Here is a 22,685-nt window from a genome sequence, read left to right on the forward strand (position 1 = left end):
CCTGCCGATCCACGAGCCGACCGGCTCGATGGTGGTCGACATCGGCGGCGGCACCACCGAGGTGGCCGTGCTGTCGCTGTCGGGCATCGTCTATTCGCGCTCGGTCCGCGTCGGCGGCGACAAGATGGACGACAGCATCATCAGCTACATGCGTCGGAACCATAACCTCCTGATCGGCGAAACCACGGCCGAGCGCATCAAGAAGGACATCGGCACCGCCCGCATCCCCGCCGACGGCGAGGGCCTGTCGATCGAGGTCAAGGGCCGCGACCTGATGCAGGGCGTGCCGCGCGAGGTCCGCATCTCCGAACGCCAGGCCGCTGAAGCCCTGGCCGAGCCGGTGTCGCAGATCATCGACGCCGTGAAGGTGGCCCTGGAAGCCACGCCACCGGAACTGGCCGCCGACATCGCCGACAAGGGTATCATGCTGACGGGCGGCGGCGCTCTGCTGCGCGGCCTGGACGCCGAAATCCGCGATCACACCGGCCTGCCGGTCTCGGTCGCCGACGATCCGCTGTCATGCGTCGCCATCGGCTGCGGCCGCGTTCTGGAGCATCCGCGCTGGATGAAGGGCGTGCTCGACTCCGCGCTATGATCGGGGGCTGCCACGGGGCTGCAAATCCCCGTGATTGCAGCGAATTCGCCGGTTCCAATCTGGCCCGCTATTTGCGATAGGCTGCCCACAGCGGCGGGAGGCGTCCCGCTGATTCTGACCTCTTTTGGAAGGCAAGGCCGTGGCGTTCCGCGACGGACCGTTCGATCAGCTCAAGGTGCCGCTGGCCTGGACCGCCGCGGTCGCGGTGATCGTCGCCCTGATCGCATCTATCCTCATGATCCTTGCCGATCGCCGTAATGACGGCGGCGCGCACGGCTACGGGCCTGTCCGCGCCGGCGTGGACACCGTGCTGGCCCCCATCGGTGGCGTGCTCGCGGCCCCGGTACGCTGGGCCGGCAGCGCCTCGGATTATATTGGGGGCTACTTCAACGCTGTGTCCGACAACCGTCGTCTGCGCCGTCAGGTGGCCGAGCTGGAACCCTGGCGCGACCAGGCCATCGCTCTGAAGAACGTCAACGCCCGATATGAGGCCATGCTGCGCCTGCGCACCGAGCCGCCTGTCGCAATGGCCACGGCCCGGTCCGTCTCGGAATCGCGCGGCCCCTTCGCCAATGCCCGTTTGCTGGACGCCGGCTCGAGCAAGGGCGTCCGGATCGGGAATCCGGTGATCAATGAGCACGGCCTGGTCGGTCGCATCGTCGGCACTACCGGTGGCGTCAGCCGGATGCTCCTGGTCACCGACGTAGCCAGCCGCGTGCCTGTGCTGGTCGACCGCACGGACGCCCGCGCCATCCTGACTGGTGACGGCTCTGGCAATCCACGTCTTGAGTTCGTGCGCGGCGTGGGCTCGATCCAGGCCGGCGATCGTATCCTGACGTCGGGCGACGGCGGCGGCGTCCCGCGCGGCGTGCCGATCGGGGTGGCGGCACGTGGCATCGACGGCACCTGGCGGGTCAAGCTGTTCAGTGACCGGGGGGCCATCGACTATGTCCGTATCATGCTGTTCGAGGACTTCGGCCAGCTCGTCGATCCGGACGCGCTGAACGCTCCACCGCTGGCCGGACTGGCGACGGCTCCCGCGCCTGACGCCGCCCAGACCGCCGCGATCGGCGATGCCGCCGCCCGCCGCGCACGCCAGACTTCGCCGGCCCCGGCTCCGGCCACAGCCCCGGCCGCAGGGGCGGTGGAGTGAGGCGGCCCGTCGCGGTTCGGGTGGTCGGCTCATTCGAGCTGGTGTTCCGACCGGCTCTGATCGCGATCGCCCTGACTATCGTTCTGGCCACCCCAGTGAAGTTATTCGGACTGACTCTGCCCGAGCCGGTCATACCGCTGGTCCTGGCCTTCGCCTGGCCCCTGATCCGCCCGTCGATGCTGGCTCCGGCCGTCCTGTTCGTGCTGGGCCTTTTCCTCGACATCTTTTGGGGCGGCACGCTTGGCATGTGGCCGCTCGCCCTTCTGACAGTCTATGCCGTGGTGCTGGGTTCGCGGAACCTCCTCGCCGGCCAGGAAACCCGGGTGCTGTTCGTCTGGTATGCGATCTGTACCACGCTCGCCTTCTTCCTGGCCTATCTGATCGTCAGTTTCGACGCCGGGCACCCGCCCAGCCTGCTGGCCCTGCTCTTGCAGGTCCTGCCAACGCTTCTTTTGTTTCCTGTGGCCGACTGGATGGTCCAGTGGTTCGACGATGGTGATGTGCGCTTCCGATGATCCTTCTTCGCCAAGGCTTCGAAGGACAGGTCCTTCCCTGTAACTCGCACCGCGCGGGGGCGAAGCCCTGCGAAGCTCCTGCAAGGAGCGAAGCAGGGTGAGCAGCGAGCCGTCCATCTTCTTTTCTGACGTCAACGAGCGGCAGGGCTCGTTCCTCCGGCGCACCTTCGTGGTCGGCGGGCTGACTGCCATCGGCGTGACGGCGCTGACGGTGCGCCTCGCCCAGCTCCAGGTCGTCCAGGCTCAGGAGTATGCGACGCTCGCCAGCCAGAACCAGTTCAACTTCCGCATGGTGCCGCCGCCGCGCGGGCGCATCCTGGACCGGAACGGCGTCGTCATCGCCGGCAACCGACCCAGCTTCCGCGTCCTGGTCGTTCGCGACGAGACCAAGGATCTGGACCAGACGCTCGACCTTCTCGGCCAGCTCTTGCCCGACACGGTGGACCGCCGCCGCTCCATCATCCGCGATGTGAACGCTGCGCCGCGTTTCGCGCCCGTCCCGGTCAAGACCGACCTGACCTGGGAAGAGTTCGCCCGCGTCAACCTCTATGCCAATGAGCTGCCGGGCGTCATGGCCGACATGAACGAAGCCCGCTACTATCCCTTCGGGGGGGCGTTCGCCCATGTCGTTGGCTACGTCGCCAAGCCGTCGGATCGCGACGTCCAGGCGTATCGTGATCGAAATGAGGAGGTGCCCCAGCTCCTCTACAATCCAGGCTTCCGCATCGGCCGGACGGGCGTCGAGAAGGCGCTGGAGACAGACCTGCGCGGCGTGGAGGGCGGCAACCGCGTGGAGGTCGATGCGCGCGGTCGCGTGGTGGCCGAAGATGTTGGCGGATCGCGCCCGGCGGTTCCCGGCAAGGACGTGGTGCTGACGCTGGACGCCGATGTCCAGAACCGCGCGCTCGAGGTCTTCGGCGAGGAGTCTGGCGGCGCGGTCGTGATGGATGTCCGCAACGGCGACATCCTGTGCATGGTCTCGGCACCGTCGTTCGATCCGAACCTTTTCGTCAACGGCATCCCCAGTTCGATGTATCGGCCGCTGGCGGATTATGAGCGTCGGCCTCTTCTGGACAAGGCGATCTATGGCACCTTCGCCCCTGGCTCGACCTTCAAGCCAGTCGTCGGGCTGGCTGCGCTGAAGCGTGGCGCTGATCCGGAACGCCGGATCGTCTGCAACGGCGGTTACTACCTGGGTCGCCGCTTCGCCTGTCACGCCACCCACGGCTCGCAGAATATGCGCGAGGCGATCAAGAACTCCTGCAACGTCTACTTCATGACGCTCGGTGTCGAGATGGGTCCTGATGCCATCGCCGAGGCCGCTCGCGATATGGGCTTCGGCCAGGCGTTTGATATCGGCATCGACGGCCAGCGCCAGGGACTTGTGCCGGATCGCGACTGGCGTCGTCGTAACCCGGTACGAGGCGACCCCATGTGGTATCCGGGCGAAACCCCCAGCTACAGCATCGGCCAGGGGGCCCTGACCGCCAACGCGCTCCAGCTCGCCACCTTTACCGCGCGTCTGGCCAATGGCCGCAAGGCGGTCATGCCGCGCCTCATCAAGAGTATCGACGGGGTCGCCCAGGACCGAGGCCGCGGATTCGCCGACCTGCCCTACGATCCCGCCTATCTGCAAATCCTGCGCGAGGGCATGGAGATGGTGACCGACGTCGGCGGTACGGGCTTCAGGAACAGCCAGCTGGGCCTCGGCGCCGTGCGCATGGCTGGCAAGACCGGCACGGCCCAGTCCCGCAACTATGGCTCGGGCTCCCGCAAGGGCGCGGGGCGGCCGTGGAACCAGAAGGACCACAACCTCTTCATCGCCTACGCCCCCATCGACAATCCTCGCTACGCCGTTTCGGTGATCGTTCAGCACGGGGGGATGGGCGGCGGCACCGCCGGCGCGCCGCGCGCGCGTGAGATCATGAAGGTGGTCTTGCTGAAGGACGACGAGATCCGTGCGCGGATCGAGCGCGAAGGCTTCGCCGAGACGCCTGACGACCCGGGGGCCCACGAGTCTGACAGCCTGGTTCAGAACGCCGCGCCGACGCAGGCTGCTGCGTCCCCCCAGCCCGCTGCCGAGCCGGCAGGCCCAAGGCCCTATCTGCCGGAAGAGCCGCAATGACCGCCTCGGCTCTGACCCGTCCCGGCGAGCGCGACCGCCTTTCGACCAAGCTGTCGGAGTTGGACTGGAGACTGATCGCCCTTCTGTCCGTGGTGGCGATGACCGGCACAGCGATGCTCTATTCGGTCGCGGGCGGTCAGTGGCAGCCCTGGGCCATCGACCACCTGCTGCGCTTCGGGGTCATGCTGGTCGTCATGATCGGCCTCGCTATGCTGCACCCGAAGTGGTGGTTCCGGGCTGCCTATCCGCTCTACGCTCTCGTCGTGCTCATGGTGCTGATGATCGAGTTCACGCCGTTGGGCTATGAACCCGCCGGTGCCGGTGCCAAGAACTGGCTGAACCTCGGTTTCATCCGCATCCAGCCGGCCGAATTCGTCAAGCTGGGCCTCGTTCTGGCGCTGGCCCGCTGGTACCACGACCATACGGCGCAAGAGGCCCGCTGGTCCTGGAAGCTGATTTTCCCGATCGCCATGATCGGTATACCGTTCCTGTTCGTCGCCAAGCAGCCGGACCTGGGTTCCGCCATGATCATCGGCCTGACCGGTGCTGCGATCATGTTCGTCGCAGGTCTTAGCTGGAGGGTCATCGCGGCAGGCGGTGTGGCGGCACTTGTCACCGTGCCGCCCTTCGTGATGTTCGGCATGCACGAGTATCAGAGGAACCGTGTTCTGACGTTCCTTAGCCCGGAATCTGACCCCTCGGGCACGGGGTACAACATCATCCAGTCCAAGATCGCACTCGGTTCCGGGGGGCTGCTTGGACGGGGCTATGGGCTGGGCAGTCAGAGTCAGCTGGAGTTCCTGCCCGAGCGTGAGACTGACTTCATCTTCTCGACACTGGCGGAGGAGTTCGGCTTCGTCGGCTCCTTCGCGTTGCTGGCCTGCTACATCGCGATCATCCTGATCGCGCTTCGGATCGCGTCCCTGGCGCATAGTCATTTCGCACGGATTTCGGCGGCCGGGATGACGGCTTTCTTCGCCATCTTTGTGCTGATCAACGGGGCCATGGTCATGGGTTTGGCGCCGGTCGTCGGCGTGCCCATGCCGCTGCTGTCCTACGGCGGCTCGTCCATGATGACGATCATGATCGGCTTCGGCTTGGTGCTCTCGACCCGCGTCCACCGCTACGCGGAACTGCCCAAGGGCTACGGCTTGGTCTGAGCCGCCCTACAGCGTCGCGGCCCAGTCCGTGGCGCGCAACAGGCTGTCGACGATGCCTGGCTCTGACGAGGCGTGCCCCGCGTCCGGCACAATGTCCAGCTTCGCCTCCGGCATCGCCCTGTGCAGCGCCCAGGCGCTCGCGAGCGGCGTGACAACGTCGAACCGCCCTTGCGCGATCCACGTCGGGATGTGGCGGATGCGGCCGATGTTCTTCAGCAGCCAGCCTTCCTCGGGGAAGAAGCCGCCGTTGGTGAAGTACCAGTTCTCGATCCTGGCGAAGGCCAGGGCGAACTCGGGCTCGGCGAATTTGTCTGGCCGTGCGGCGGGGCCCTCCACGCTGACGGTCTCGCCTTCCCAGCTGGACCAGGCGACTGCGCAACGCTCGCGTTCGGCCACGTCGTCGCCGATCAGTCGCTTGTAGTAGGCACCCATCAGGTCGTGCCGCTCATCCTCTGGAATCGGCTCCAAGAAACGCTCCCATGCGTCTGGAAAGATCATCGAGGCACCGTCCTGATAGAACCAGTGCAACTCCTTCTTCGTCAGCAGGAAGATGCCGCGCAGGATCAGCGCCTTGACCCGCTCCGGATGGGTGATGGCGTAGGCCAGCGACAGCGTCGACCCCCACGACCCGCCGAACACGGTCCATTTGTCGACGCCACAGCGTTCCCGTAGCCGCTCGATGTCCTCGATCAGGGTCCAGGTGGTGTTGTCCTCCAGCGAGGCGTTCGGCCGCGACCTTCCGCAGCCCCTCTGGTCGAACAGGATGATGCGATAGATCGCAGGGTCGAAGTAGCGCCGCATCGCCGGGTTCACTGCGCCCCCCGGCCCGCCGTGCAGCACCAGCACCGGCTGGCCCTGCGGATTGCCGCATTCCTCGAAGTAGACTTCGTGGACGCTCCCGGTCTGCATCCAGCCGGACGCGAAGGGTTCGAGCTCGGGATAGAGCTCTCGGCGGGGCGTCTCGGTCACAGGGAAGGCCATGAAGTCTCAGAGAATTGCTGCTAAATGATCAGGCGTTGATGGAAGGTGGCCGGAAGGCCGCGAGCGCGACGACGACCCAGCCTGCGATCATCAGGACCCCGCCCACGGGGGCCACAGCGCCCAGTGCCGGCAGTGACGCCAGGCCGATCAGCGACAGGGCCACGCAGAAGATCAGCCCGCCGGCGGCTGCCAGCCAGCCGCCGAGATGCGCCAGTCGCGGCGCGGCCGGCCACAGGGCGCAAACCAGGCCCAGCAGAGCGTGTGTCAACTGGTAGCTCGCACCCGTCGTCAGAAACGTTTTCACCTGCGGCCCGGCACCATGCGCCGCGAAGGCGCCGACGGCGACCGCCATGGTGCCGTTCAACGCGGCGAAGCCTGCGAGCGAGCGATTCCAACTCATTACGCGACCGTAGCCCACACAATCTCCGGCGTCTGCTATCGGATCGACGCATGAGCCCCGCGAGCCGACTGGCGTTGCAATATGTCCTCTTGTTCGCGGCCAACGGCGTCAGCCTGCCGTTCGCCGGCCTGTGGCTGTCGGCCCAGGGTTTCACGGCGGCCCAGATCGGCGGGCTGCTCGCCGCGCCCATGATGGCCCGCCTCGTCACCGGCCCGGTCATCGCGGTCTGGGCCGACGGCTTTAGCCGCCGACGCACGCCCATCGCCTTGCTCGGGGCGGTCGCCTGTGCGGCCTATGTCGTCGCCGGGATGGGGCAGGGGCTCTGGATCCAGGGCGTTGCCTGGTTCGTGGCGGCGACGGCGATGGCGGCGCTGATCCCCCTGACCGACGTGCTCAGCCTCCAGGCCGCGCGCCGCACCGGGTTCGCCTTCGCCTGGCCAAGGGGCTGCGGCTCGGCGGCCTTCGTCATCGCCAACGTCCTGATGGGCGCGGTCCTCAGCGGGGCCTCGGTGGATGGCGTCATCGTCGGCGTCGCGGTCGCTTCGGGCCTGCTCGCCCTGACGGCCGCGACCCTGCTCCCCACGGACGGCGAGGCCGAGCGGGGCCGGGCGCGCGACCGGTTCGCCGGCGTCGGGCGTCTGCTGAAGGATCGCCTGTTCATGACCGCGCTCCTCGCCATCGGGGCGATCCAGGCCACCCACGCCTTCTACTACGGCTTCTCGGCCATCGCCTGGAAGGCGCAGGGCTTAGACGAGCGTGCGACCGGCCTGCTCTGGGCCTTCTCCGTGATCGTGGAGATCGGCTTCATGTGGTGGGTCGAGCCGTGGCGGCGGCGTCGCGGCATCGGTGCCCTGACGATCCTGACGGTCGGGGGCCTGGCGGCGGTCGTGCGCTGGACCGCATTGGCCTTCGCGCCGCCGCTTGCGGTGCTCTGGCCGCTCCAGGCGCTCCATGCCCTGACGTTTGCGGCGACCTATCTCGCCGGGGTCGAGATCATCGAACGCTTGGCGCCGCCCGGCCAGCACACGGCCGCCCAGACGCTGAACTCGGTCATGGCGGCGGGCGTCCTGATCGGTCTGGCGACGCTGGCGGCCGGGCCGCTCTATGGCGCGTTCGGGACGCTCGGTTATCTGTCGATGGCGGCGCTGGCGGGCGTCGGCCTCATCGCCGCCTGGTCTCTCAGGGGGCGGATCAGCTGAGCCGCGCGCGGGGCAGGGGCGACAGGTGCCGTGCCATGGCTGCCGCCGCTGCCTCGACGCCACGTCGGGCCTCTTCGGCCGCCAGGCCGCAGGGCGTGCGCAGCAGTCCGACTGCCACCGCGTCTGCATTGTCCGGCAAGGCGGTCAGCACCCGGTACAAAAGGTAGGACCCGGCGTCATCCTCGCTATCGGATGTCGCCTCGGCGGCGAAGCCTGCGTTGCTTAGCGCCCGCACCATCTCCGACACCGGCGCCGTCGCCCGTGCCACGGCTGGACCGGTCAAGGACAACTTCTTGCCACCGCTCAGCGCGCGGTTCTCCGCTCGCATCTGGATGCGGAATCGATCCGCCTTCTTCGTCCGACCGACCAGCAGCACGGCTCGGCAAGCCTCGTCGTCCATTTCCCCCGTGATGAGTCCAGCCAGCATAGCAGGGTCGTCCGGTCCGACCGGTAGGACCCGCGCATTGATCGTCGCACCCGTCTCGATCGGCCAGAGGTCATCAGCGTCGTCGTACACGCAGACCAGCATGGCGGGCCTGCGGTCGGGCTTTTCCTCGGCGGCGGTGTCGAGCATGAAGCCTTGCGAAAGCCGTTGACGCCAACCGGAAGACCGGACTAGGGCCCCCCGGGCTGCACATGACAGGCTCATGACAGCGGCCGGACCGTGTCGGAAATCGAGCGCGGCCGTCAAGTCGAAACCGACCGGTTAAGGTCATTCGTCCCCGGAATCACCCGTCAGGCGAGATCGCCGATCGCGGCGTCCAGCAGCATGAAGGCCCGACCTGTGTCTGTCGCCAGCGCGGCCATGACGGCCGAGGTGCCATCCGCCGCGTGCTGGGCCAGTCGAGCGGCCTGATCCCGAACGAACTGCTCGGCGTCGGCGCGTAGTTCAGGGTCGCTGATGACCCGACGGGAGACGCTCCGCACGGCGGCGGGCGCGACACGACGCACGATCTGGCGCGCCCGGTCCGGATCGCGTCCGGCGAAGGCCTCGGCGGCCTCTTCCACCCGAGAACGTGGCAGCAGCGCATTGGGATCGACCCCCATGCGCCGGATCGCGGCGGTGATCCGATCGGCCAGGGCACCGCCATCATCAGGCATCACGGGCGTGTTCAGTTCCAGAGGAGCCTCCGGCCCGGCGTCATCCACGAGATCGGCCCAGTCCAGCCGATCCGACGCAGGTGGCGCGCTTCGCGCGCCCGGATCCTCGACCGTGGGCGCCAGCCGCAGTCGGCCGCGCAGACCAAACCCACGTTCGCGCTCGGGTGCTGGCCTCTCCGTCTCTCGTACGGCGGGGGCATGGTGCGTGGTGACGGACGGGGCGACGGGCTCTCGCGGTAGCTCGCGCCGGCGGATCGGCGCGGGATCGCCCGAAACCACGCCCATCAGGCGCACGGCCTCGGTCAGCATGTCGTAGTTGCGCCGCACCCTCTCCTGGAAGCCAGCGTCGAGCGCCTCGGTGTCCTCGGCAGCCTTCCTCGACGCCGCCGCCAGTGCCGCTAGTCCGTCCTCGACCGTGACACGCACCGCTTCGGCGCGCGCGCGCGCCTCCTCGGGCAGGCGGGCGGCGCGCTCGTCCAGATCGCCGATCGCGGCGTCGACTTCGGCCAGGGCCTGGGTCATGCGGCCCAGCGTCGCCTCCAGCTTTTCGATCGCCTTCTGCCCCGCCTCGTCGACGAGCTCCGTCGTCTCCAGCACGATCCGCCGCGCGCCTTCCACGCGAGCGTCTGCGGCCTCGTCCGCCTTTCTCGCGGCATCGAACAGCGCCTCGCCCAGTCGATCCGCGTGGATTTGCGCTTGGGTCGTGGCGTCCGTTGCCGTCTGGCGGCTCTCTTCTGCTGTGGCCTGCAGGATGGCTAGCGCTCGCCGCGTTTCCTCGATCACAGTGTCGCGCGCCTCGGCCGCCAGCGCTTCGAACTTGTCGAGCGATATCTTGGTGGCGGCGTCAAACCCATCGGCCTCGCGCTGCGACAGGTCGACCAGGGCGCGGAACTGGTCCGTCGCCGCCTCGACCAGGTCGCGCACGCTCTCCGACGCCTTGGTCGAGGTATCGCCTAGGTCGGCGGCTGCGGCACGTGCTGCCGACAGCTGCTCTGTCAACTGGGCGCGCTGACTCTCAACCTGTGCTGAGAAGTCCTCTTGATCGGTTCGCAGCGCGTAAGCCGCCGTCACCAGGGCCGCGCGTTGTTGGCTCAGGCCTTCCTCAACCGACTGGATCTGCTCCGCCACGCCGGTGCCGGCGTTCTCGAGCCTCAGCGTCTGGCGCGCCAGGTCGTCCGCAGCCAGACGCGCTGCGTCCTGGGCCTCCGTCGCGGCCGCCGCCAGATCGGCCGCTCGGGCGGCCAGCGCGGCTTCCGCCTCCCTCAACTGCGTCTGGGCCAGGTCCGATGCATCGACGATCAATCGGGACTGCTTCTCGACCGCGTCCAGAACGCCGGACGCCTGGGTGTCCAGACGACCGCCGAGGTTCGCCATCTCCTCGCGTTCCTTGCCGAGTTGCTCGGTAAGCCGGCGCGCCGTGCGGCTGGCGACCTCGGCGGCCTCGTTCAGCCGCTGCGTCTCGGCCGCCAGAGCCTCGCGCAGCAGGGCCATGTCGTTTCGCGCGCGTTCGGCCGCCAGCGCCGCCTGGTCGATGTCGTTCCTCAGCGTCGCCAGCACCTCGCCGGTCTGCTGGGCGGCGAGCGCCGTCGGGGCCACCAAAGCCTCGGACAGATCCCGCGCCCGCCGCGTCTCGGCAGCCAGCCCGGCTCCCTGCCGCACCGCATGGGCCAGCATGACGGCCAGCCCGGCCGGGGCGAGTGCGATCAGGGCGTAGAGCGCCAGGCGCAGCGGATCGAGTGTGACGTCGCCGGCCCCCACTTCATAGGCCGCCCATGCGGCCACGCCCCCGATCCAGAGGGCGGCGGCGACCCCGGCGATCAGATAGGTCCGGCCCGAGGAGGGAGGCCCCAATGTGGACTTCACCGTGAACGGCGCGGGCGGCGGAGCGGCTTCCCGCGTCGCGGGCGGAGCGTCGGCGCTCGTGGCGAAGGTGATCGGTTGATGCTCGGGCTCCGGCTCGGCGGCCGCGACGACCGGGCTCGGCGCAGCGCTCAGCTCCGGTTCCGGTGCCGGCGGCGCAGCGAACGCGGCCTCCTGCTCCAGTCGTTGTTGCTCCAGCAGACGACGGCGGCGGCGCTCGGACATGGGGCGAAGCCCGTCCATGGCCGGAACGTCGACGGGTCCTTGTTCGTCAGTCGCGCCCACCGAGGGCTCTGCCCCGACCTCCACCTGCTCCGGCGAAGCCTGCGCCTCGGGCGCGGGGTCGGTCAGGGTCAGGGGCGGCCGGTGACGGGACTTCATGGGACGCGGTTTCTCGGGTGGGCTGACGCCGGTCGGGCGTTAGGGCCGGACCCTAGCGACTAAGCCCCTGTCCCGGAAGGCTTCGGGTACGATTCAACTCAGGAGAATCAGCAGTCGCGGGGCATGTCGGCTGGCGCGGCAATCGAGGGCGAAGGCGTGCAGTCGACCACGCGGCGGACTTCCGGCTGGGGTTCGGCGGGCCGATCTAGCGACACCCCGAACTGCGCCAGGGCGGCCGTAGCCAACATCACGATGAAGCCGGCAAGCAGTTCGATCAGCGCCTGCACGTGTTCATCTCCCCCATCACGGTCGCTCCAATACCCGATTTCGCTGAACCGGACAATGCAGGGTGGTCGCGCGGCGTTGACCCGACCCGGGCCGCGTGGAACGGATAAGCCTCCCGCGCGTCTTGACGCGACCGGGGCATCTCCGCACGGGAACAGGGGAGCGCCACAGGATGCAGCAGGAGGCCGATCACGGACCGGCCCTCAACGCCGCGAGCGTGCTGGTGCCCGGCGACACCTGCTGGCGGGTGGTCCGGGCCAGCCGCTTCGCCGTCCTGATGGAGAACGAGGCCTACTTCGACGCCCTGGCCTCCGCCCTGTCCAAGGCGCAGCGATCCGTCGTCATTCTCGGTTGGCAGTTCGACCCCCGCACCCGGCTGGATCCCGAGACGCGTCCGGGCGACCGCCAGGCTGAGATCGGCCACCAGCTGCGCATGATGGTCAAAACGCGGCCAGAGCTGGATGTGCGCCTGCTGATCTGGAAGTCGCCGCTGCTGATCGCCGCGTCGCAGGGCTTCTACCCCCACCGCGCCCAGGGCTGGTTCCGCAAGCGCCTGGTCGAGTTCCGGCTGGACCAGCCGGGTCCGCTCGGTGCCTGTCATCACCAGAAGGTCGTGGTCATCGACGACGCGGTGGCCTTCTGTGGGGGAGGGGACATCTCGACCGACCGCTGGGATTCGGAGGCCCACCGCGACGACGACCTGCGCCGCGCCCAACCGTCGGGCGCGATCTCGCCGCCCCGACACGAGACCATGTGCGTCATGGACGGCCCGGCCGCGCGCGCGCTGGGCGACCTCGCCCGCGAGCGCTGGTTCAAGGCCACCTGGGAGCGGACCCTGCCGGACCCGGACGGCTTCGACCCGTGGCCCGACGGCGTGCAAGCCGACCTCCAGGACGTTCCCGTCGCCATCGCCCGCACGGAGCCCGCTCATGGCGGCCGCGCCGAAGTGCGTGAGAACGAGCGTCTCCACGTCGAGGCCATCCGCCAGGCGAAGCGCCTGATCTACATGGAGAACCAGTATTTCACCTCGCCCGTCATCGCCGCCGCCCTAGCCGAGCGCCTGGCGGAGCCGGATGGGCCGGAGGTGGTGCTGGTCTCGACCGGCCGCAGCCCCAGCTGGTTCGACAGCATGACCATGGACACGGCTCGCGCCGAGGTCCTGTTCCGGCTCGAGAGTGCAGACCACCACGACCGCTTCTTCGCCTTCAGTCCGAATACGGCGGGTGGGGAGCGCATCATCGTCCACGCCAAGGTGACGATCGTCGACGACCGCATCCTGCGCATCGGCTCGACGAACCTGAACAACCGGTCGCTGGGCATGGACACGGAGTGCGACGTCGCCGTCGCGCCGAAAGACGCGACCGGATGGGACGCCATCCGTCGCTTCCGCCACCGAACCATCGCCCATTTCATCGGTGTGGCGGGACAGGAATTCGCTGCCGCCGAGGCGGTGCTCGGCTCGACCGGCAAGGCCATGCGCCAGTTCGACACCGGCCGCCTGACGCCGCTGGGCGCCACGCCGCCGTCTCTGGTCCAGCGCACCATCGCAGAGTTCCAGATCGGCGACCCCATCTCGCCCGCCGACGCCTGGCGTCCGTGGAAGCGCCGAAATCGCTCACAGCGGCCTCAGCTCCCGGCCTGAACCTCGAAATCGACCACCAGCGGCAGGTGGTCCGAGGCCATGCGCGACAGGGGCGAGAAGGGGGCCTTCACGCCCGTGATCCGCACGTCCGGCGTCACGAACACATGGTCGATCCGGATGGCCGGAAAGCCCGACGGAAAGGTCTTCACCGACGGCTTCAAGCCGAGCTGGCGCTGACAGTCCTCGAGCTTGCGCGCGATCGTCTGGTATGGACGGGTGATCGATGTCGCGTTGAAGTCCCCCGCCAGCAGCGTCGGCCCCACACACTCCGGATGCCCAACCCAGTCCTTGCCGACCAGCGCCGCCGCCTGGAGCCTCTGCTCGCGCGGAACCAGGCCCAGGTGGGTGTTGATCACATTCACCTCGACGCCCTCGATCTCTATCCTCACCCACAGCGCCCCCCGAGGCTCCAGCCCCGGAATGCCTCGCACCGTCGGCAGCGCTCCGACCCGGATCAGCCGCTCCGGCCATCGCGTCAGGATGGCGTCTCCATACTCCTCCGCCTCGATCCGCATGGCAGGATGGAATCGCACGGCCATCGACAGCCGATCCGCGATCGCGCGGGCCTGATCCACCCCGCCCGTGCGGGCCCGGCCGACGTCCAGTTCCTGGAGGCAGACGATGTCCGGCTCGTGCTCGGCGATGACGGCGGCGATGCGCTCGACGTCCAGCCGACGATCCACGCCGACGCAGCGATGCACATTGTAGGTGAGGAGGCGCACGGTCGGACGGGCTAAGCCATTTGCCGCCGCTTGGCGACCCGCCGGGCCTCAGATTTCGACTAGCCGATCCGCGATCTCATTGGGATTGCGCGGGCGTGGCGGGAAATGCTCGGCCAGAACGCCGCCGACCAGGCCGACGGCCGCCTCGAAGCCATCCGCCGGGCGATCGGCCCGCAGCCCGTCGGTCAGGGCCTCCACCGCCTCGGCCCATACGGTCTGATCCACGCGGGAGTGGATGCCGCTGTCCGCGATGACCTCGACCTGATGGTCCCCCAGCGCCGCGAAGATCAGCACGCCGGTGCGCTCCTCGGTCACATGCAGGCCGTGGGCCAGAAACTGATGCAGCGCCGCCTTCCGGACCCGCGCCCGACGCACAGCCCGCGGCGTCGACAGCCGACGCAGGACCGGCAATCGCACGGCCGCATAGACGAACAGAAAGACCGCCGCCTGAACCAGGGCATAGGCCGCCAGCGACTGGCTGGTCTCGGTCCCGCGGCCGGCAAGATGGGCTGCGTCCCAGCCCGCTGAAATCCCCGGAATCCAGGCGGCCTCGAAACCGAACGGGATCAATGCCAGCGGCAGGACGAAGGCCGCGCCCGCCGCCCACAGCAGGCTCACGTCCCGATAGGTCGAGACCTCCCGCGCCAGCACACAGAAAATCTCGCCCGCTGTGTTCGCCTCGGCGGCCTGAATCGCGGCCGCGATCCGGGCATGATCGGCCTGAGATATTCGCCTCACCATCCGCCCGACGCTCCCCCGCCACCGAAGCTGCCACCGCCGCCTGAAAACCCTCCGAAACCGCCTCCGCCCCAGTCGGAGCCCCCGCTTGACCGGCTTCGGCTGGCGTTGCCGAGCACTTCGGCTGCCGTCCAGACCAGAATGGGATCGAGGCCATTACGGCGACGTCTTCGCCGACCCCCGCCGCCCACCGCTCTCATGATGTTGATGAACAGGAACAGAAAGATCAGGGCGATCACGATCGCCGGAAATGCCGGTAGTTCCGCATCCGTCGGTTCGGCCGCCGCTGCCCGCGCCTGGGCCTCGGCCGGATCGAGCCTCAGTTGGGCGTCGATCGCGTCGACCCCAGCGGTGATCCCGCGCTCGAACCCGCCCTCGCGAAACGGCGGCAAGATCTGGGTCTGGATGATCTGGTTGGACAGGGCGTCGGTCAGGATCGGCTCTAGGCCATATCCCACCTCGATGCGCACCTTGCGCTCGTTGGGCGCGACGATCAGCAGGACGCCGTTGTCCTCGCCGTCCTGACCGATGCCCCAGGCCCTGCCAAGCTGATAGCCATAGTCCTCGATTTCGAGGTCCTGCAGGCTGTCGACGGTTACGACGACCAGCTGGTCGCTGGTGTCGGCTTCCAGAGCCTCCAGCTTGGCGGTGATCTCCGCTTCCTTGGCGTCGGACAGCAGGCGCGCCTGGTCGACCACGCGGCCGCTCAGGGACGGGAAGGTCGGTTGCGCGACCGAGCCACCGGCCATCGCCAGCAGCGGTGCCATGAGCAACAGGGCGATGACCCAGGCCGCCCGGGTCGGGCGTGTCGCGAACGTCAGGGTCACTGGGCAGGCGGCGTCGATCCGGGCGCGACGGGGGCCGCAGCCCCGCCGGGCGCGGTGTTTCCGGCCGGTGCGGGCGCGCCATTCAGGTTGAACTCGACGCGCGGTGCGGACTGGGCCTCGTCAGTGGCGTTGAACAACTGCATCGGCTCCTCGCCCGAGAAGACGGTGTTGGCCCAGATCACGGTCGGGAAGGTCCGCAGGCTGGTGTTGTAGGCGCGCACGGCCTCGTTGTAGTCGCGCCGCGCGATGGTGATGCGGTTCTCCGTCCCTTCCAGCTGGGACTGCAGATTCAGAAAGTTCTCATTGGCTCGCAGTTGCGGATAGGCCTCTACCAGCACGCCCAGCGACCGGACGCCCGCGGTCACCCGGCCTTGCGCATTGACGAAGGCCTGCACGGCCGCCGGATCGCTGAGTTGCTCTGCGGTCAGGGGCGTGGCGACAGCGGCGTTCCGCGCCTCGATCACCTCGGTCAGGGTCGTGCGCTCCTGGATGCCGGCGGCCTGAACCGTGGCGACCAGGTTCGGGATCAGGTCGGCGCGGCGCTGGTACTGGCTCTGCACATCAGCCCAGGCGGCCTCGGCCCGCTCCTGCTTGGTCGGAATGTCGTTGTAGCCGCAGGCGGCGACGCCCTGCGCCAACGCGGCGACCCCGAGCGTGACGACAAGACTATGCGGACTACGAGCCATGAGAACCCCCTTCAGCCGTCCCAGCCGGACGCTGGCTCGAACTATCATCGCAAGATGACGGGTCTTCAAGCGCCGTGATCAGTCCGCCAGCGTCTCCGGCTCGACCCCGGCTGCGCGGCAGGCGGCTGTATAGGTGTTGGCCAGCAGGCAGGCGATCGTCATAGGCCCCACGCCCCCTGGCACGGGCGTGATCGCGCCGGCCACCTCGACCGCCTCGGCGAAGGCCACGTCGCCGACCACACGGGTCTTGCCCTCTGCTGCCTTGACCGGATCGGCCGAGGGCACGCGGTTGATGCCCACGTCGATGACGGTTGCGCCCGGTTTGATCCAGTCGCCCCGGATCATCTCTGGTCGGCCGACGGCGGCGATCAGAATATCGGCGGCCCGGCAAAATGCCGGCAGGTCACGGCTGCGCGAATGGGCCACGGTCACCGTGCAGTTTTCGGCCAACAGCATTTGCGCCATCGGCTTGCCGACGATGTTGGAGCGTCCGACGACCACAGCGTTCAGCCCGGACAGGTCCCCCAGAGCGTCCTTCAGCAGCATGGTCGACCCGAGCGGCGTGCAGGGGACCAAGCCTGTCAGTCCGACCGCCAGTCGGCCAGCATTGACGACATGGAATCCATCCACGTCCTTGTCCGGATCGATCGCGCCCAGCACGGCCGCCGAATCGATGTGACCAGGCAGGGGTAGCTGAACCAGAATGCCGTGAATGCCCGGATCGGCGTTTAGCCGCGCGATCAGCGCGAGCAACTCTGCCTCGCTCGTCGTTTCGGCCAGGCGATGTGTGTCCGACCTCATCCCCGCCCGTGCGGTGGTCTCGCCCTTGTTGCGGACATAGATCTGGCTGGCGGGATCCTCGCCGACGATGACGACCGCCAGCCCCGGCTTGACGCCGTGAGCCGCTTCCAGTCGCGCCGCCGCCGCCGCGACGCGCTCCACCAGGCTCGCCGCGAAGGCCTTGCCGTCGATCAGGCGCGCGCGTGCGTCGATGGGGGCCACGGGCGGCTCCGTTTTGTCAGAATCCGAAGGGTCGCGAGCGATTTACAGGCGTCATGGATCGGCGTCTATGTTGGCTACGCACAACGGGGGAAACCATGCGCCGTTCGATCATCATCGCCACCGTCAGCGCAATTGCGCTGCTCGCCTCGGCAGGCTCCGCCCTCGCCCAGGACCCGACGCCCCTGCGTCTCGACCAGGACGTCTCCGGTGCCCTGACCGATGACGATGCCCGCATCGACGACATGGACAGCGGTCGGTATGTCTATGACCTCTATTCGATCGATGCGCAGGCGGGTCAGCGGCTTGAGATCACCATGCGCTCGGACGACTTCGACTCCTACCTGGAGCTGATGCGGGCGGGCAGTGACGAGGTTCTGGCGTCCGACGATGATGGCCTGGGCGAGGGGCTGCATTCCCGTCTGCGCTACACTGTGGCCGAGAGCGGAGCCTATGTCCTGCGCGCCCGCACCCTCGGTGGGCTCGAGGGCGGCGACTATGCGCTCAAGATGATCGATCGCGGCCCCGCGCCGCCTGCACCGCGCCCGACCGCGATCCGTTTAGGCGTGCCGGTCGATGGCGACATCGCTGGCGACGACCCGGAGCATGAAAGCGCGGACCAATATTCCAGCTACCTGTACGACGCCTACAGCTTTCAGGCCCGCGAGGGTGAACGCATCGCTGTCTCGATGCAGAGTGAGGCCTTTGATCCCATCGTCCGCGTGGGCCGCATGGTGGACGGTGCCTTTGAGGAACTGGCCTACAACGACGACCGGCCGGGCGGCGGCGACCTGAACTCCTACCTCGTCTTTACGGCTCCTGCCGACGGCGAATACATCGTTCGCGCCGCGCCGCTGGGCGGCTCGCAGACGGGCACCTACACTGTTGGCATCGCCGAAGGCCCGCCGCAGATGTCGACCCAGTCCATTGACTTCGGCGACACAGTCGAGGGCGCACTTTCCGACGACGACGGCCAGAACGCCGGCGGCTTGATCGCCGATAGCTACACATTCCGTGGCCGGGCCGGTCAGCGCGTTGTCGTGACCATGAGTTCCGACGATTTCGACACATGGCTCGATCTGTACACCGGCGAAGGCGACAGTCGGTACATCGTCGATTCAGATGACGATGGGGCTGGGCAGGGAACCAATTCGCGCCTGACCCACACGCTTGCGGAAGACGGTCTCTATATCATCGAGGCTCGGGGCTTCTCCGATGCGGGCCGTGGGAACTACGAGATATCCCTGACCGAGGCCGCGCCCGATCCGGACCCCATCCCGCTGGCGTATGGCAGCACCATCGAGGGCGAGATCAGCGACAGCGACCCGCGCGACGATGACAACCGTGGCTTCGACGCCTTCCGCATCTCGGGCCGGGAAGGCAACCGCATTCAGGTCATCATGCGATCGGGTGATTTCGACACATTCCTCCAGATCGGCGGCTCGGAAGGCGATTTCTATGCCCTGGCCAGCGACGACGACGGTCTGGGCGAGGGTACGGACTCGCGCCTGAACTATATTTTGCCGTCGACGGGGGATTTCATTCTTCGCGCGGGCCCATTGTTCACCGATGCCGACGGTCTCTACTCGCTGGAGTTGATCGATCGTGGCCCCCAGCCCACGCCGGGCAGCATCATCGTGGGGGCCACCGCGCGCGGCACCTTGAGCGAGGACGACGCTATCGCCGAGGATGGCAGCTTCTACGACGCCTATCGCATCAGCGTGAAGGCCGGTGACAAGCTGCGCCTGACGATGGTTTCCAATGAGTTCGACACCTACCTCGATATCGGTCGCGGCGAGGGCACCGACTGGATCAGCGTCGCATCAGACGACGACGGCCTGTCCGACACCCACGCCAAGGTCGATTGGTCGGTCGAGGAGGATGGCGACTATATCATCCGCGCCCGCAGCTTCGCTCCGGGTCAGTCGGGGGCTTACGCCCTGACCATCGAGCCGCGCGAGTAGGGTCGCTTCAAATGATGTGAAAGGGCTCCGGCGCGGTCGCGTCCGGCCCCTTTTGCCTCTAAGGATCGGCCATGGCCTCGGGCGACCCTGATCTGATCCTCGTCGGCGGCGGCCTCGCCTCCAGCCTGATCGCCTGGCGCCTCGCGCTGGACCGGCCCGAACTCAAGGTCGTGGTCGTGGAACGCGACGGCCGTTTGGGCGGCAAGCATACCTGGTCCTTCTTCGACGGCGACATCTCGGCGGAGGATCGCGCCTGGCTGGTACCCGCGACACCGCACCGCTGGGAAGGCGGCTACGACATCTACTTTCCGGGTCTGAGCCGCTCGCTGGCGACGCCCTACAACAGCATGACGTCGGAAGGCCTGCATGAGGCCGTCGCGCCCCTGCTCGGCGACCGCCTGATCCGGGGCGAGGCGGTCGTCGTCGCGCCGGACTCCGTCACCCTGGCTGACCAGAGCGTGATCCGCGCGCGCGGCGTGATCGACGCGCGAGGTCCTGCGCCGACGCCCCATCTCGACCTCGGCTGGCAGCTGTTCCTCGGCCGCACCGTCCGCCTGACCGAGCCCCACGGCCTGACCCGCCCGACCATCATGGACGCGACGGTGACCCAGGGGGATGCCTACCGCTTTGTCTATCTGCTGCCCTTCGACGAACGCACCGTGCTGGTCGAGGACACCTACTACGTCGATGGCTCGCGCCTGGATCGCGACATCATCCGTAGACGGATCGATGACTACATCCGCTCGCGCGGCTGGACCGTCGAGGCCGTGATCGACGAGGAGGAGGGCGTCCTGCCCATTGCCCTGGACGGCGACATCGACGCCTTCTGGGCCGAGGGCGCTCCGGTGGCTCGCGCCGGCCTGTCGGCGGCGCTGTTCCACCCGACAACCGGCTATTCCTTGCTGGACGCAGTCGCCACGGCGCGGCTGGTGGCCGAGGCCGACGATCTTTCCGGCGAGGGTTTGCGCGCTCTGCTCGAAGGTCACTCCAAGCGGATCTGGGCCGACCGCGCCTTTTATCGCTTGCTGGACCGCATGCTGTTCCGCGCGGCCGAGCCGTCGAAGCGCTGGAGCGTCATGCGTCGCTTCTACGGCCTCAGCGAACCCCTGGTGCGGCGCTTCTACGCAGGACGAAGCACGACGCTGGACAAGGCGCGCATCCTGACTGGAAAACCGCCCGTCCCCATCCATCGCGCGCTTCGACAGCTGCGCGAGACCGGTCTAGGAAGAAGCGCATGAGAGACGTCGCAGCCAAACGGGCGGTGGTCATCGGAGCCGGCTTCGGCGGTATCGCGCTCGCCATCCGGCTGCAGCGTGCGGGCGTGCAGACCACCCTGGTCGAGAAGCGCGACAAGCCCGGCGGCCGCGCCTACGTCTGGAAAGAGCACGGCTTCACCTTCGACGCCGGCCCCACGGTCATCACCGATCCCGCGTGCCTGGAGGAACTGTTCGACGGCACCGGCTCGGTGCTCAAGGACTACGTCGACCTCCTGCCCGTCGATCCCTTCTATCGCCTGTGCTGGGAGGACGGCCGGTCGTTCGACTACAACGACGATCAGGAGGCGATGGAGCGCCAGATCGCGTCGTTCAACCCCGATGACGTCCAAGGCTACAACAACTTCCACGCCTATTCCGAGGAGCTCTATCAGGAGGGTTACCTCAAGCTGGGCACCGTGCCGTTTCAGTCCTTCTGGACCATGATGGCGGCGGCGCCCCAGCTGATGCGGCTCGAGAGCTGGAACAGCGTCCACACCATGGTCGCCCGCCATGTGAAGGACCCCCAGCTGCGTCAGGCCTTCAGCTTCCACACCCTGCTGGTCGGCGGCGATCCGTTCAAGACAAGCTCCGTCTACGGACTGATCCACGCTCTGGAGCGGCGCGGCGGCGTCTGGTTCGCGCGGGGCGGCACTGGCGCCCTGATCGGTGGACTGTGCAAGTTCTTCACCGACCTGGGCGGCGATCTGCGCCTGAACGCCTCGGTCGAGCGCATCACCACCGAGGGCGACCGCGCCACCGGCGTGGTTCTGGAGGGCGGAGAGGTCATCCCGGCCGAGATGGTCGCCTCCAACGCCGACGTGGTCCACACCTACGACCGCCTGCTCGGCCGCACGCCGCGCGGACAGTCCAAGGCCAAGTCGCTGAAGACCAAGCGCTTCTCCATGTCGCTGTTCGTGCTGCACTTCGGCGTCTCGACGCCCCAGCCGCAGCTGGCGCACCACACCATCTGCTTCGGCCCCCGCTATCGCGAGCTGATCTCCGAGATCTTCTCCGGCCCGACCTTGCCGGAGGACTTCTCGCTGTATCTGCACGCGCCCTGCGCCACCGATCCGTCGATGGCCCCGCCGGGACAGTCCAGCCACTATGTCCTGTCGCCCGTGCCGCACCTTGGGGCCGCCGACATCGACTGGTCGGTCAAGGGACCGGAGTACCGCGAGAAGATCATCGACTATCTCGAGGAACGCTACATGCCGAACTTGCGGCGCGACCTCGTGACGACACGCATCTGGACGCCCCAGGACTTCAAGGACGACCTGAACTCCCACCTGGGTTCGGCCTTCTCGCTGGAGCCGATCCTGACCCAGAGCGCCTGGTTCCGGCCGCATAACCGGGACGACGTGATCCCCAACCTCTACATCGTCGGCGCCGGCACCCACCCGGGCGCGGGCATCCCCGGGGTGGTCGGCTCGGCCAAGGCGACGGCGGGCCTCATGCTGGAGCAAGCGGAGGCTCGATGACCGACGCCGTCCTCGCCGCGTCCAAGGCGTCGATCGTCAAGGGGTCCAAGAGCTTCCGCTCGGCCTCCCGGCTGTTCGATCCGAAGGTGCGCGAGGACGCCTGGCTGCTCTACGCCTGGTGTCGGGCCTGCGACGACGAGATCGACGGCCAGGACCACGGCTTCGGCCACGAGGAACTGTCTCCGGAGGAGCAGAATCGGCGCCTCGACCGCCTCTACGACCTGACGCGCCGCGCCATGACCGGCGAGCCCATGTCCGACCCGGTCTTCGCCGCCTTCCAGCGCGTAGCGATCCGCCACCGCCTGCCCGAGCGCTGGGCCATGGACCTGATCGACGGCTTCGCCATGGACGTGGAGCACCGCGACTATCGCACGATCGACGACGTCCTCGCCTACTGCTGGCACGTCGCGGGCGTTGTCGGCGTCATGATGGCGCGTGTCATGGGCGTGACCGACCCGGAGGTCCTGCGCCGCGCCCAGGACCTGGGCCTGGCCTTCCAGCTGACCAACATCTCGCGGGACGTGATCGAGGACGCCGAGGGCGGCCGGGTCTATCTGCCTGCCGACTGGCTGATCGAGGCGGGGCTCGAACCGACCGCGGAAGCCGTCGCCGATCCCG

Annotated in this window: 21 protein-coding genes; 11 read left to right on the forward strand and 10 right to left on the reverse strand. The window is 68.0% G+C overall.

The features are described 5' to 3' along the window. The 5 genes from IP78_RS02450 to rodA form a co-directional block, all read left to right on the forward strand. A partial coding sequence (locus IP78_RS02450; RefSeq protein WP_197272355.1) for a rod shape-determining protein occupies positions 1-595 on the forward strand: 595 nt, incomplete at its 5' end. Positions 596-734: 139 nt separating this feature from the next. After that, positions 735-1,748 (forward strand): rod shape-determining protein MreC, encoded by a 1,014-nt coding sequence (mreC, locus tag IP78_RS02455; protein ID WP_054110145.1) that lies wholly within the window; start codon positions 735-737, stop codon positions 1,746-1,748. Continuing rightward, positions 1,745-2,263 carry a hypothetical protein gene (locus IP78_RS02460; RefSeq protein WP_156320249.1) on the forward strand — a complete coding sequence of 173 codons (519 nt, stop codon included), beginning with the start codon at positions 1,745-1,747 and terminating at the stop codon, positions 2,261-2,263. The genes mreC and IP78_RS02460 overlap by 4 nt, the downstream gene beginning before the upstream one ends. A 97-nt stretch (positions 2,264-2,360) precedes the next feature. Beyond that, complete coding sequence (gene mrdA, locus IP78_RS02465) at positions 2,361-4,388, forward strand: penicillin-binding protein 2 (RefSeq protein ID WP_054110128.1); 2,028 nt, start codon at positions 2,361-2,363, stop codon at positions 4,386-4,388. Then, entirely contained in the window at positions 4,385-5,548 is a 1,164-nt protein-coding gene (gene rodA, locus IP78_RS02470; RefSeq protein WP_054110129.1) for a rod shape-determining protein RodA, read from the forward strand. The genes mrdA and rodA overlap by 4 nt, the downstream gene beginning before the upstream one ends. 6 nt (positions 5,549-5,554) lie before the next feature. Here rodA and pip read toward each other — a convergent pair whose 3' ends face one another. Together pip and IP78_RS02480 are read right to left on the reverse strand one after the other, a co-directional pair. After that, positions 5,555-6,529 (reverse strand): prolyl aminopeptidase, encoded by a 975-nt coding sequence (pip, locus tag IP78_RS02475; protein ID WP_054110130.1) that lies wholly within the window; start codon positions 6,527-6,529, stop codon positions 5,555-5,557. 28 nt (positions 6,530-6,557) lie between these two features. Then, entirely contained in the window at positions 6,558-6,929 is a 372-nt protein-coding gene (locus IP78_RS02480) for a DUF423 domain-containing protein (protein ID WP_054110131.1), read from the reverse strand. A gap of 50 nt (positions 6,930-6,979) precedes the next feature. Here IP78_RS02480 and IP78_RS02485 point away from each other — a divergent pair, with 50 nt between their 5' ends. Beyond that, the gene (locus IP78_RS02485) at positions 6,980-8,128 is read left to right on the forward strand and encodes an MFS transporter (protein WP_054110132.1); all 1,149 of its coding nucleotides are present in this window, start codon (positions 6,980-6,982) and stop codon (positions 8,126-8,128) included. On the opposite strand, the gene IP78_RS02490 is transcribed toward IP78_RS02485, so the two are convergent. The 3 genes from IP78_RS02490 to IP78_RS02500 all read right to left on the reverse strand — a co-directional run bounded on the left by IP78_RS02490 (position 8,121) and on the right by IP78_RS02500 (position 11,757). Next, positions 8,121-8,702, reverse strand: a complete 582-nt coding sequence (locus IP78_RS02490; RefSeq protein ID WP_054110133.1) for a hypothetical protein — start codon at positions 8,700-8,702, stop codon at positions 8,121-8,123. The genes IP78_RS02485 and IP78_RS02490 overlap by 8 nt on opposite strands. Before the next feature lie 161 nt (positions 8,703-8,863). Continuing rightward, complete coding sequence (locus IP78_RS02495) at positions 8,864-11,470, reverse strand: hypothetical protein (protein ID WP_054110134.1); 2,607 nt, start codon at positions 11,468-11,470, stop codon at positions 8,864-8,866. A gap of 107 nt (positions 11,471-11,577) precedes the next feature. Then, the gene (locus tag IP78_RS02500; protein WP_054110135.1) at positions 11,578-11,757 is read right to left on the reverse strand and encodes a hypothetical protein; all 180 of its coding nucleotides are present in this window, start codon (positions 11,755-11,757) and stop codon (positions 11,578-11,580) included. Between the two features lie 170 nt (positions 11,758-11,927). On the opposite strand from IP78_RS02500, the gene IP78_RS02505 reads away from it, so the two are divergent. Next, positions 11,928-13,397 carry a phospholipase D-like domain-containing protein gene (locus tag IP78_RS02505; protein WP_054110136.1) on the forward strand — a complete coding sequence of 490 codons (1,470 nt, stop codon included), beginning with the start codon at positions 11,928-11,930 and terminating at the stop codon, positions 13,395-13,397. Here IP78_RS02505 and IP78_RS02510 read toward each other — a convergent pair. From IP78_RS02510 to folD, 5 genes are all read right to left on the reverse strand, one after another. After that, positions 13,382-14,119 (reverse strand): endonuclease/exonuclease/phosphatase family protein, encoded by a 738-nt coding sequence (locus IP78_RS02510; RefSeq protein ID WP_054110137.1) that lies wholly within the window; start codon positions 14,117-14,119, stop codon positions 13,382-13,384. The genes IP78_RS02505 and IP78_RS02510 overlap by 16 nt on opposite strands. A gap of 48 nt (positions 14,120-14,167) precedes the next feature. Then, positions 14,168-14,860, reverse strand: a complete 693-nt coding sequence (locus tag IP78_RS02515) for a TPM domain-containing protein (RefSeq protein ID WP_054110138.1) — start codon at positions 14,858-14,860, stop codon at positions 14,168-14,170. Next, entirely contained in the window at positions 14,854-15,684 is an 831-nt protein-coding gene (locus tag IP78_RS02520; RefSeq protein WP_369814656.1) for a YgcG family protein, read from the reverse strand. The genes IP78_RS02515 and IP78_RS02520 overlap by 7 nt, the downstream gene beginning before the upstream one ends. Continuing rightward, the gene (locus tag IP78_RS02525) at positions 15,681-16,370 is read right to left on the reverse strand and encodes a LemA family protein (RefSeq protein WP_054110139.1); all 690 of its coding nucleotides are present in this window, start codon (positions 16,368-16,370) and stop codon (positions 15,681-15,683) included. The genes IP78_RS02520 and IP78_RS02525 overlap by 4 nt, the downstream gene beginning before the upstream one ends. A gap of 78 nt (positions 16,371-16,448) precedes the next feature. Next, the gene (gene folD / locus IP78_RS02530) at positions 16,449-17,363 is read right to left on the reverse strand and encodes a bifunctional methylenetetrahydrofolate dehydrogenase/methenyltetrahydrofolate cyclohydrolase FolD (protein ID WP_369814657.1); all 915 of its coding nucleotides are present in this window, start codon (positions 17,361-17,363) and stop codon (positions 16,449-16,451) included. A 104-nt stretch (positions 17,364-17,467) separates the two neighbouring features. Between folD and IP78_RS02535 the strand changes: the two genes are divergently transcribed. The 4 genes from IP78_RS02535 to IP78_RS02550 all read left to right on the forward strand — a co-directional run. After that, positions 17,468-19,333: a PPC domain-containing protein gene (locus IP78_RS02535; RefSeq protein ID WP_054110141.1), complete on the forward strand. Its 1,866-nt coding sequence runs from the start codon at positions 17,468-17,470 to the stop codon at positions 19,331-19,333. A 71-nt stretch (positions 19,334-19,404) separates the two neighbouring features. Next, positions 19,405-20,571, forward strand: coding sequence for a lycopene beta-cyclase CrtY (crtY, locus tag IP78_RS02540; RefSeq protein ID WP_054110142.1), 1,167 nt, complete (start codon positions 19,405-19,407; stop codon positions 20,569-20,571). Then, positions 20,568-22,067 carry a phytoene desaturase gene (locus IP78_RS02545; protein ID WP_054110143.1) on the forward strand — a complete coding sequence of 500 codons (1,500 nt, stop codon included), beginning with the start codon at positions 20,568-20,570 and terminating at the stop codon, positions 22,065-22,067. Before crtY ends, IP78_RS02545 begins: the two co-directional genes overlap by 4 nt. Beyond that, positions 22,064-22,685: phytoene/squalene synthase family protein (locus tag IP78_RS02550; protein WP_054110144.1), on the forward strand; the 622-nt coding region annotated here is incomplete at its 3' end. The genes IP78_RS02545 and IP78_RS02550, both read left to right, overlap by 4 nt.

It is taken from the genome of Brevundimonas sp. AAP58 (genome assembly GCF_001295975.1).
Taxonomy (GTDB): Bacteria; Pseudomonadota; Alphaproteobacteria; order Caulobacterales; family Caulobacteraceae; genus Brevundimonas.

Excerpts from the sequence above, each read along its gene's own strand:
- IP78_RS02535 (WP_054110141.1), top strand. The coding sequence starts at position 17,468 with ATGCGCCGTTCGATCATCATCGCCACCGTCAGCGCAATTGCGCTGCTC.
- IP78_RS02505 (WP_054110136.1), top strand. The coding sequence starts at position 11,928 with ATGCAGCAGGAGGCCGATCACGGACCGGCCCTCAACGCCGCGAGCGTG.
- pip (WP_054110130.1), bottom strand. The coding sequence starts at position 6,529 with ATGGCCTTCCCTGTGACCGAGACGCCCCGCCGAGAGCTCTATCCCGAG.
- rodA (WP_054110129.1), top strand. The coding sequence starts at position 4,385 with ATGACCGCCTCGGCTCTGACCCGTCCCGGCGAGCGCGACCGCCTTTCG.
- IP78_RS02495 (WP_054110134.1), bottom strand. The coding sequence starts at position 11,470 with ATGAAGTCCCGTCACCGGCCGCCCCTGACCCTGACCGACCCCGCGCCC.
- IP78_RS02485 (WP_054110132.1), top strand. The coding sequence starts at position 6,980 with ATGAGCCCCGCGAGCCGACTGGCGTTGCAATATGTCCTCTTGTTCGCG.
- IP78_RS02545 (WP_054110143.1), top strand. The coding sequence starts at position 20,568 with ATGAGAGACGTCGCAGCCAAACGGGCGGTGGTCATCGGAGCCGGCTTC.
- IP78_RS02525 (WP_054110139.1), bottom strand. The coding sequence starts at position 16,370 with ATGGCTCGTAGTCCGCATAGTCTTGTCGTCACGCTCGGGGTCGCCGCG.
- IP78_RS02490 (WP_054110133.1), bottom strand. The coding sequence starts at position 8,702 with ATGCTCGACACCGCCGCCGAGGAAAAGCCCGACCGCAGGCCCGCCATG.
- IP78_RS02480 (WP_054110131.1), bottom strand. The coding sequence starts at position 6,929 with ATGAGTTGGAATCGCTCGCTCGCAGGCTTCGCCGCGTTGAACGGCACC.
- crtY (WP_054110142.1), top strand. The coding sequence starts at position 19,405 with ATGGCCTCGGGCGACCCTGATCTGATCCTCGTCGGCGGCGGCCTCGCC.
- IP78_RS02515 (WP_054110138.1), bottom strand. The coding sequence starts at position 14,860 with ATGGTGAGGCGAATATCTCAGGCCGATCATGCCCGGATCGCGGCCGCG.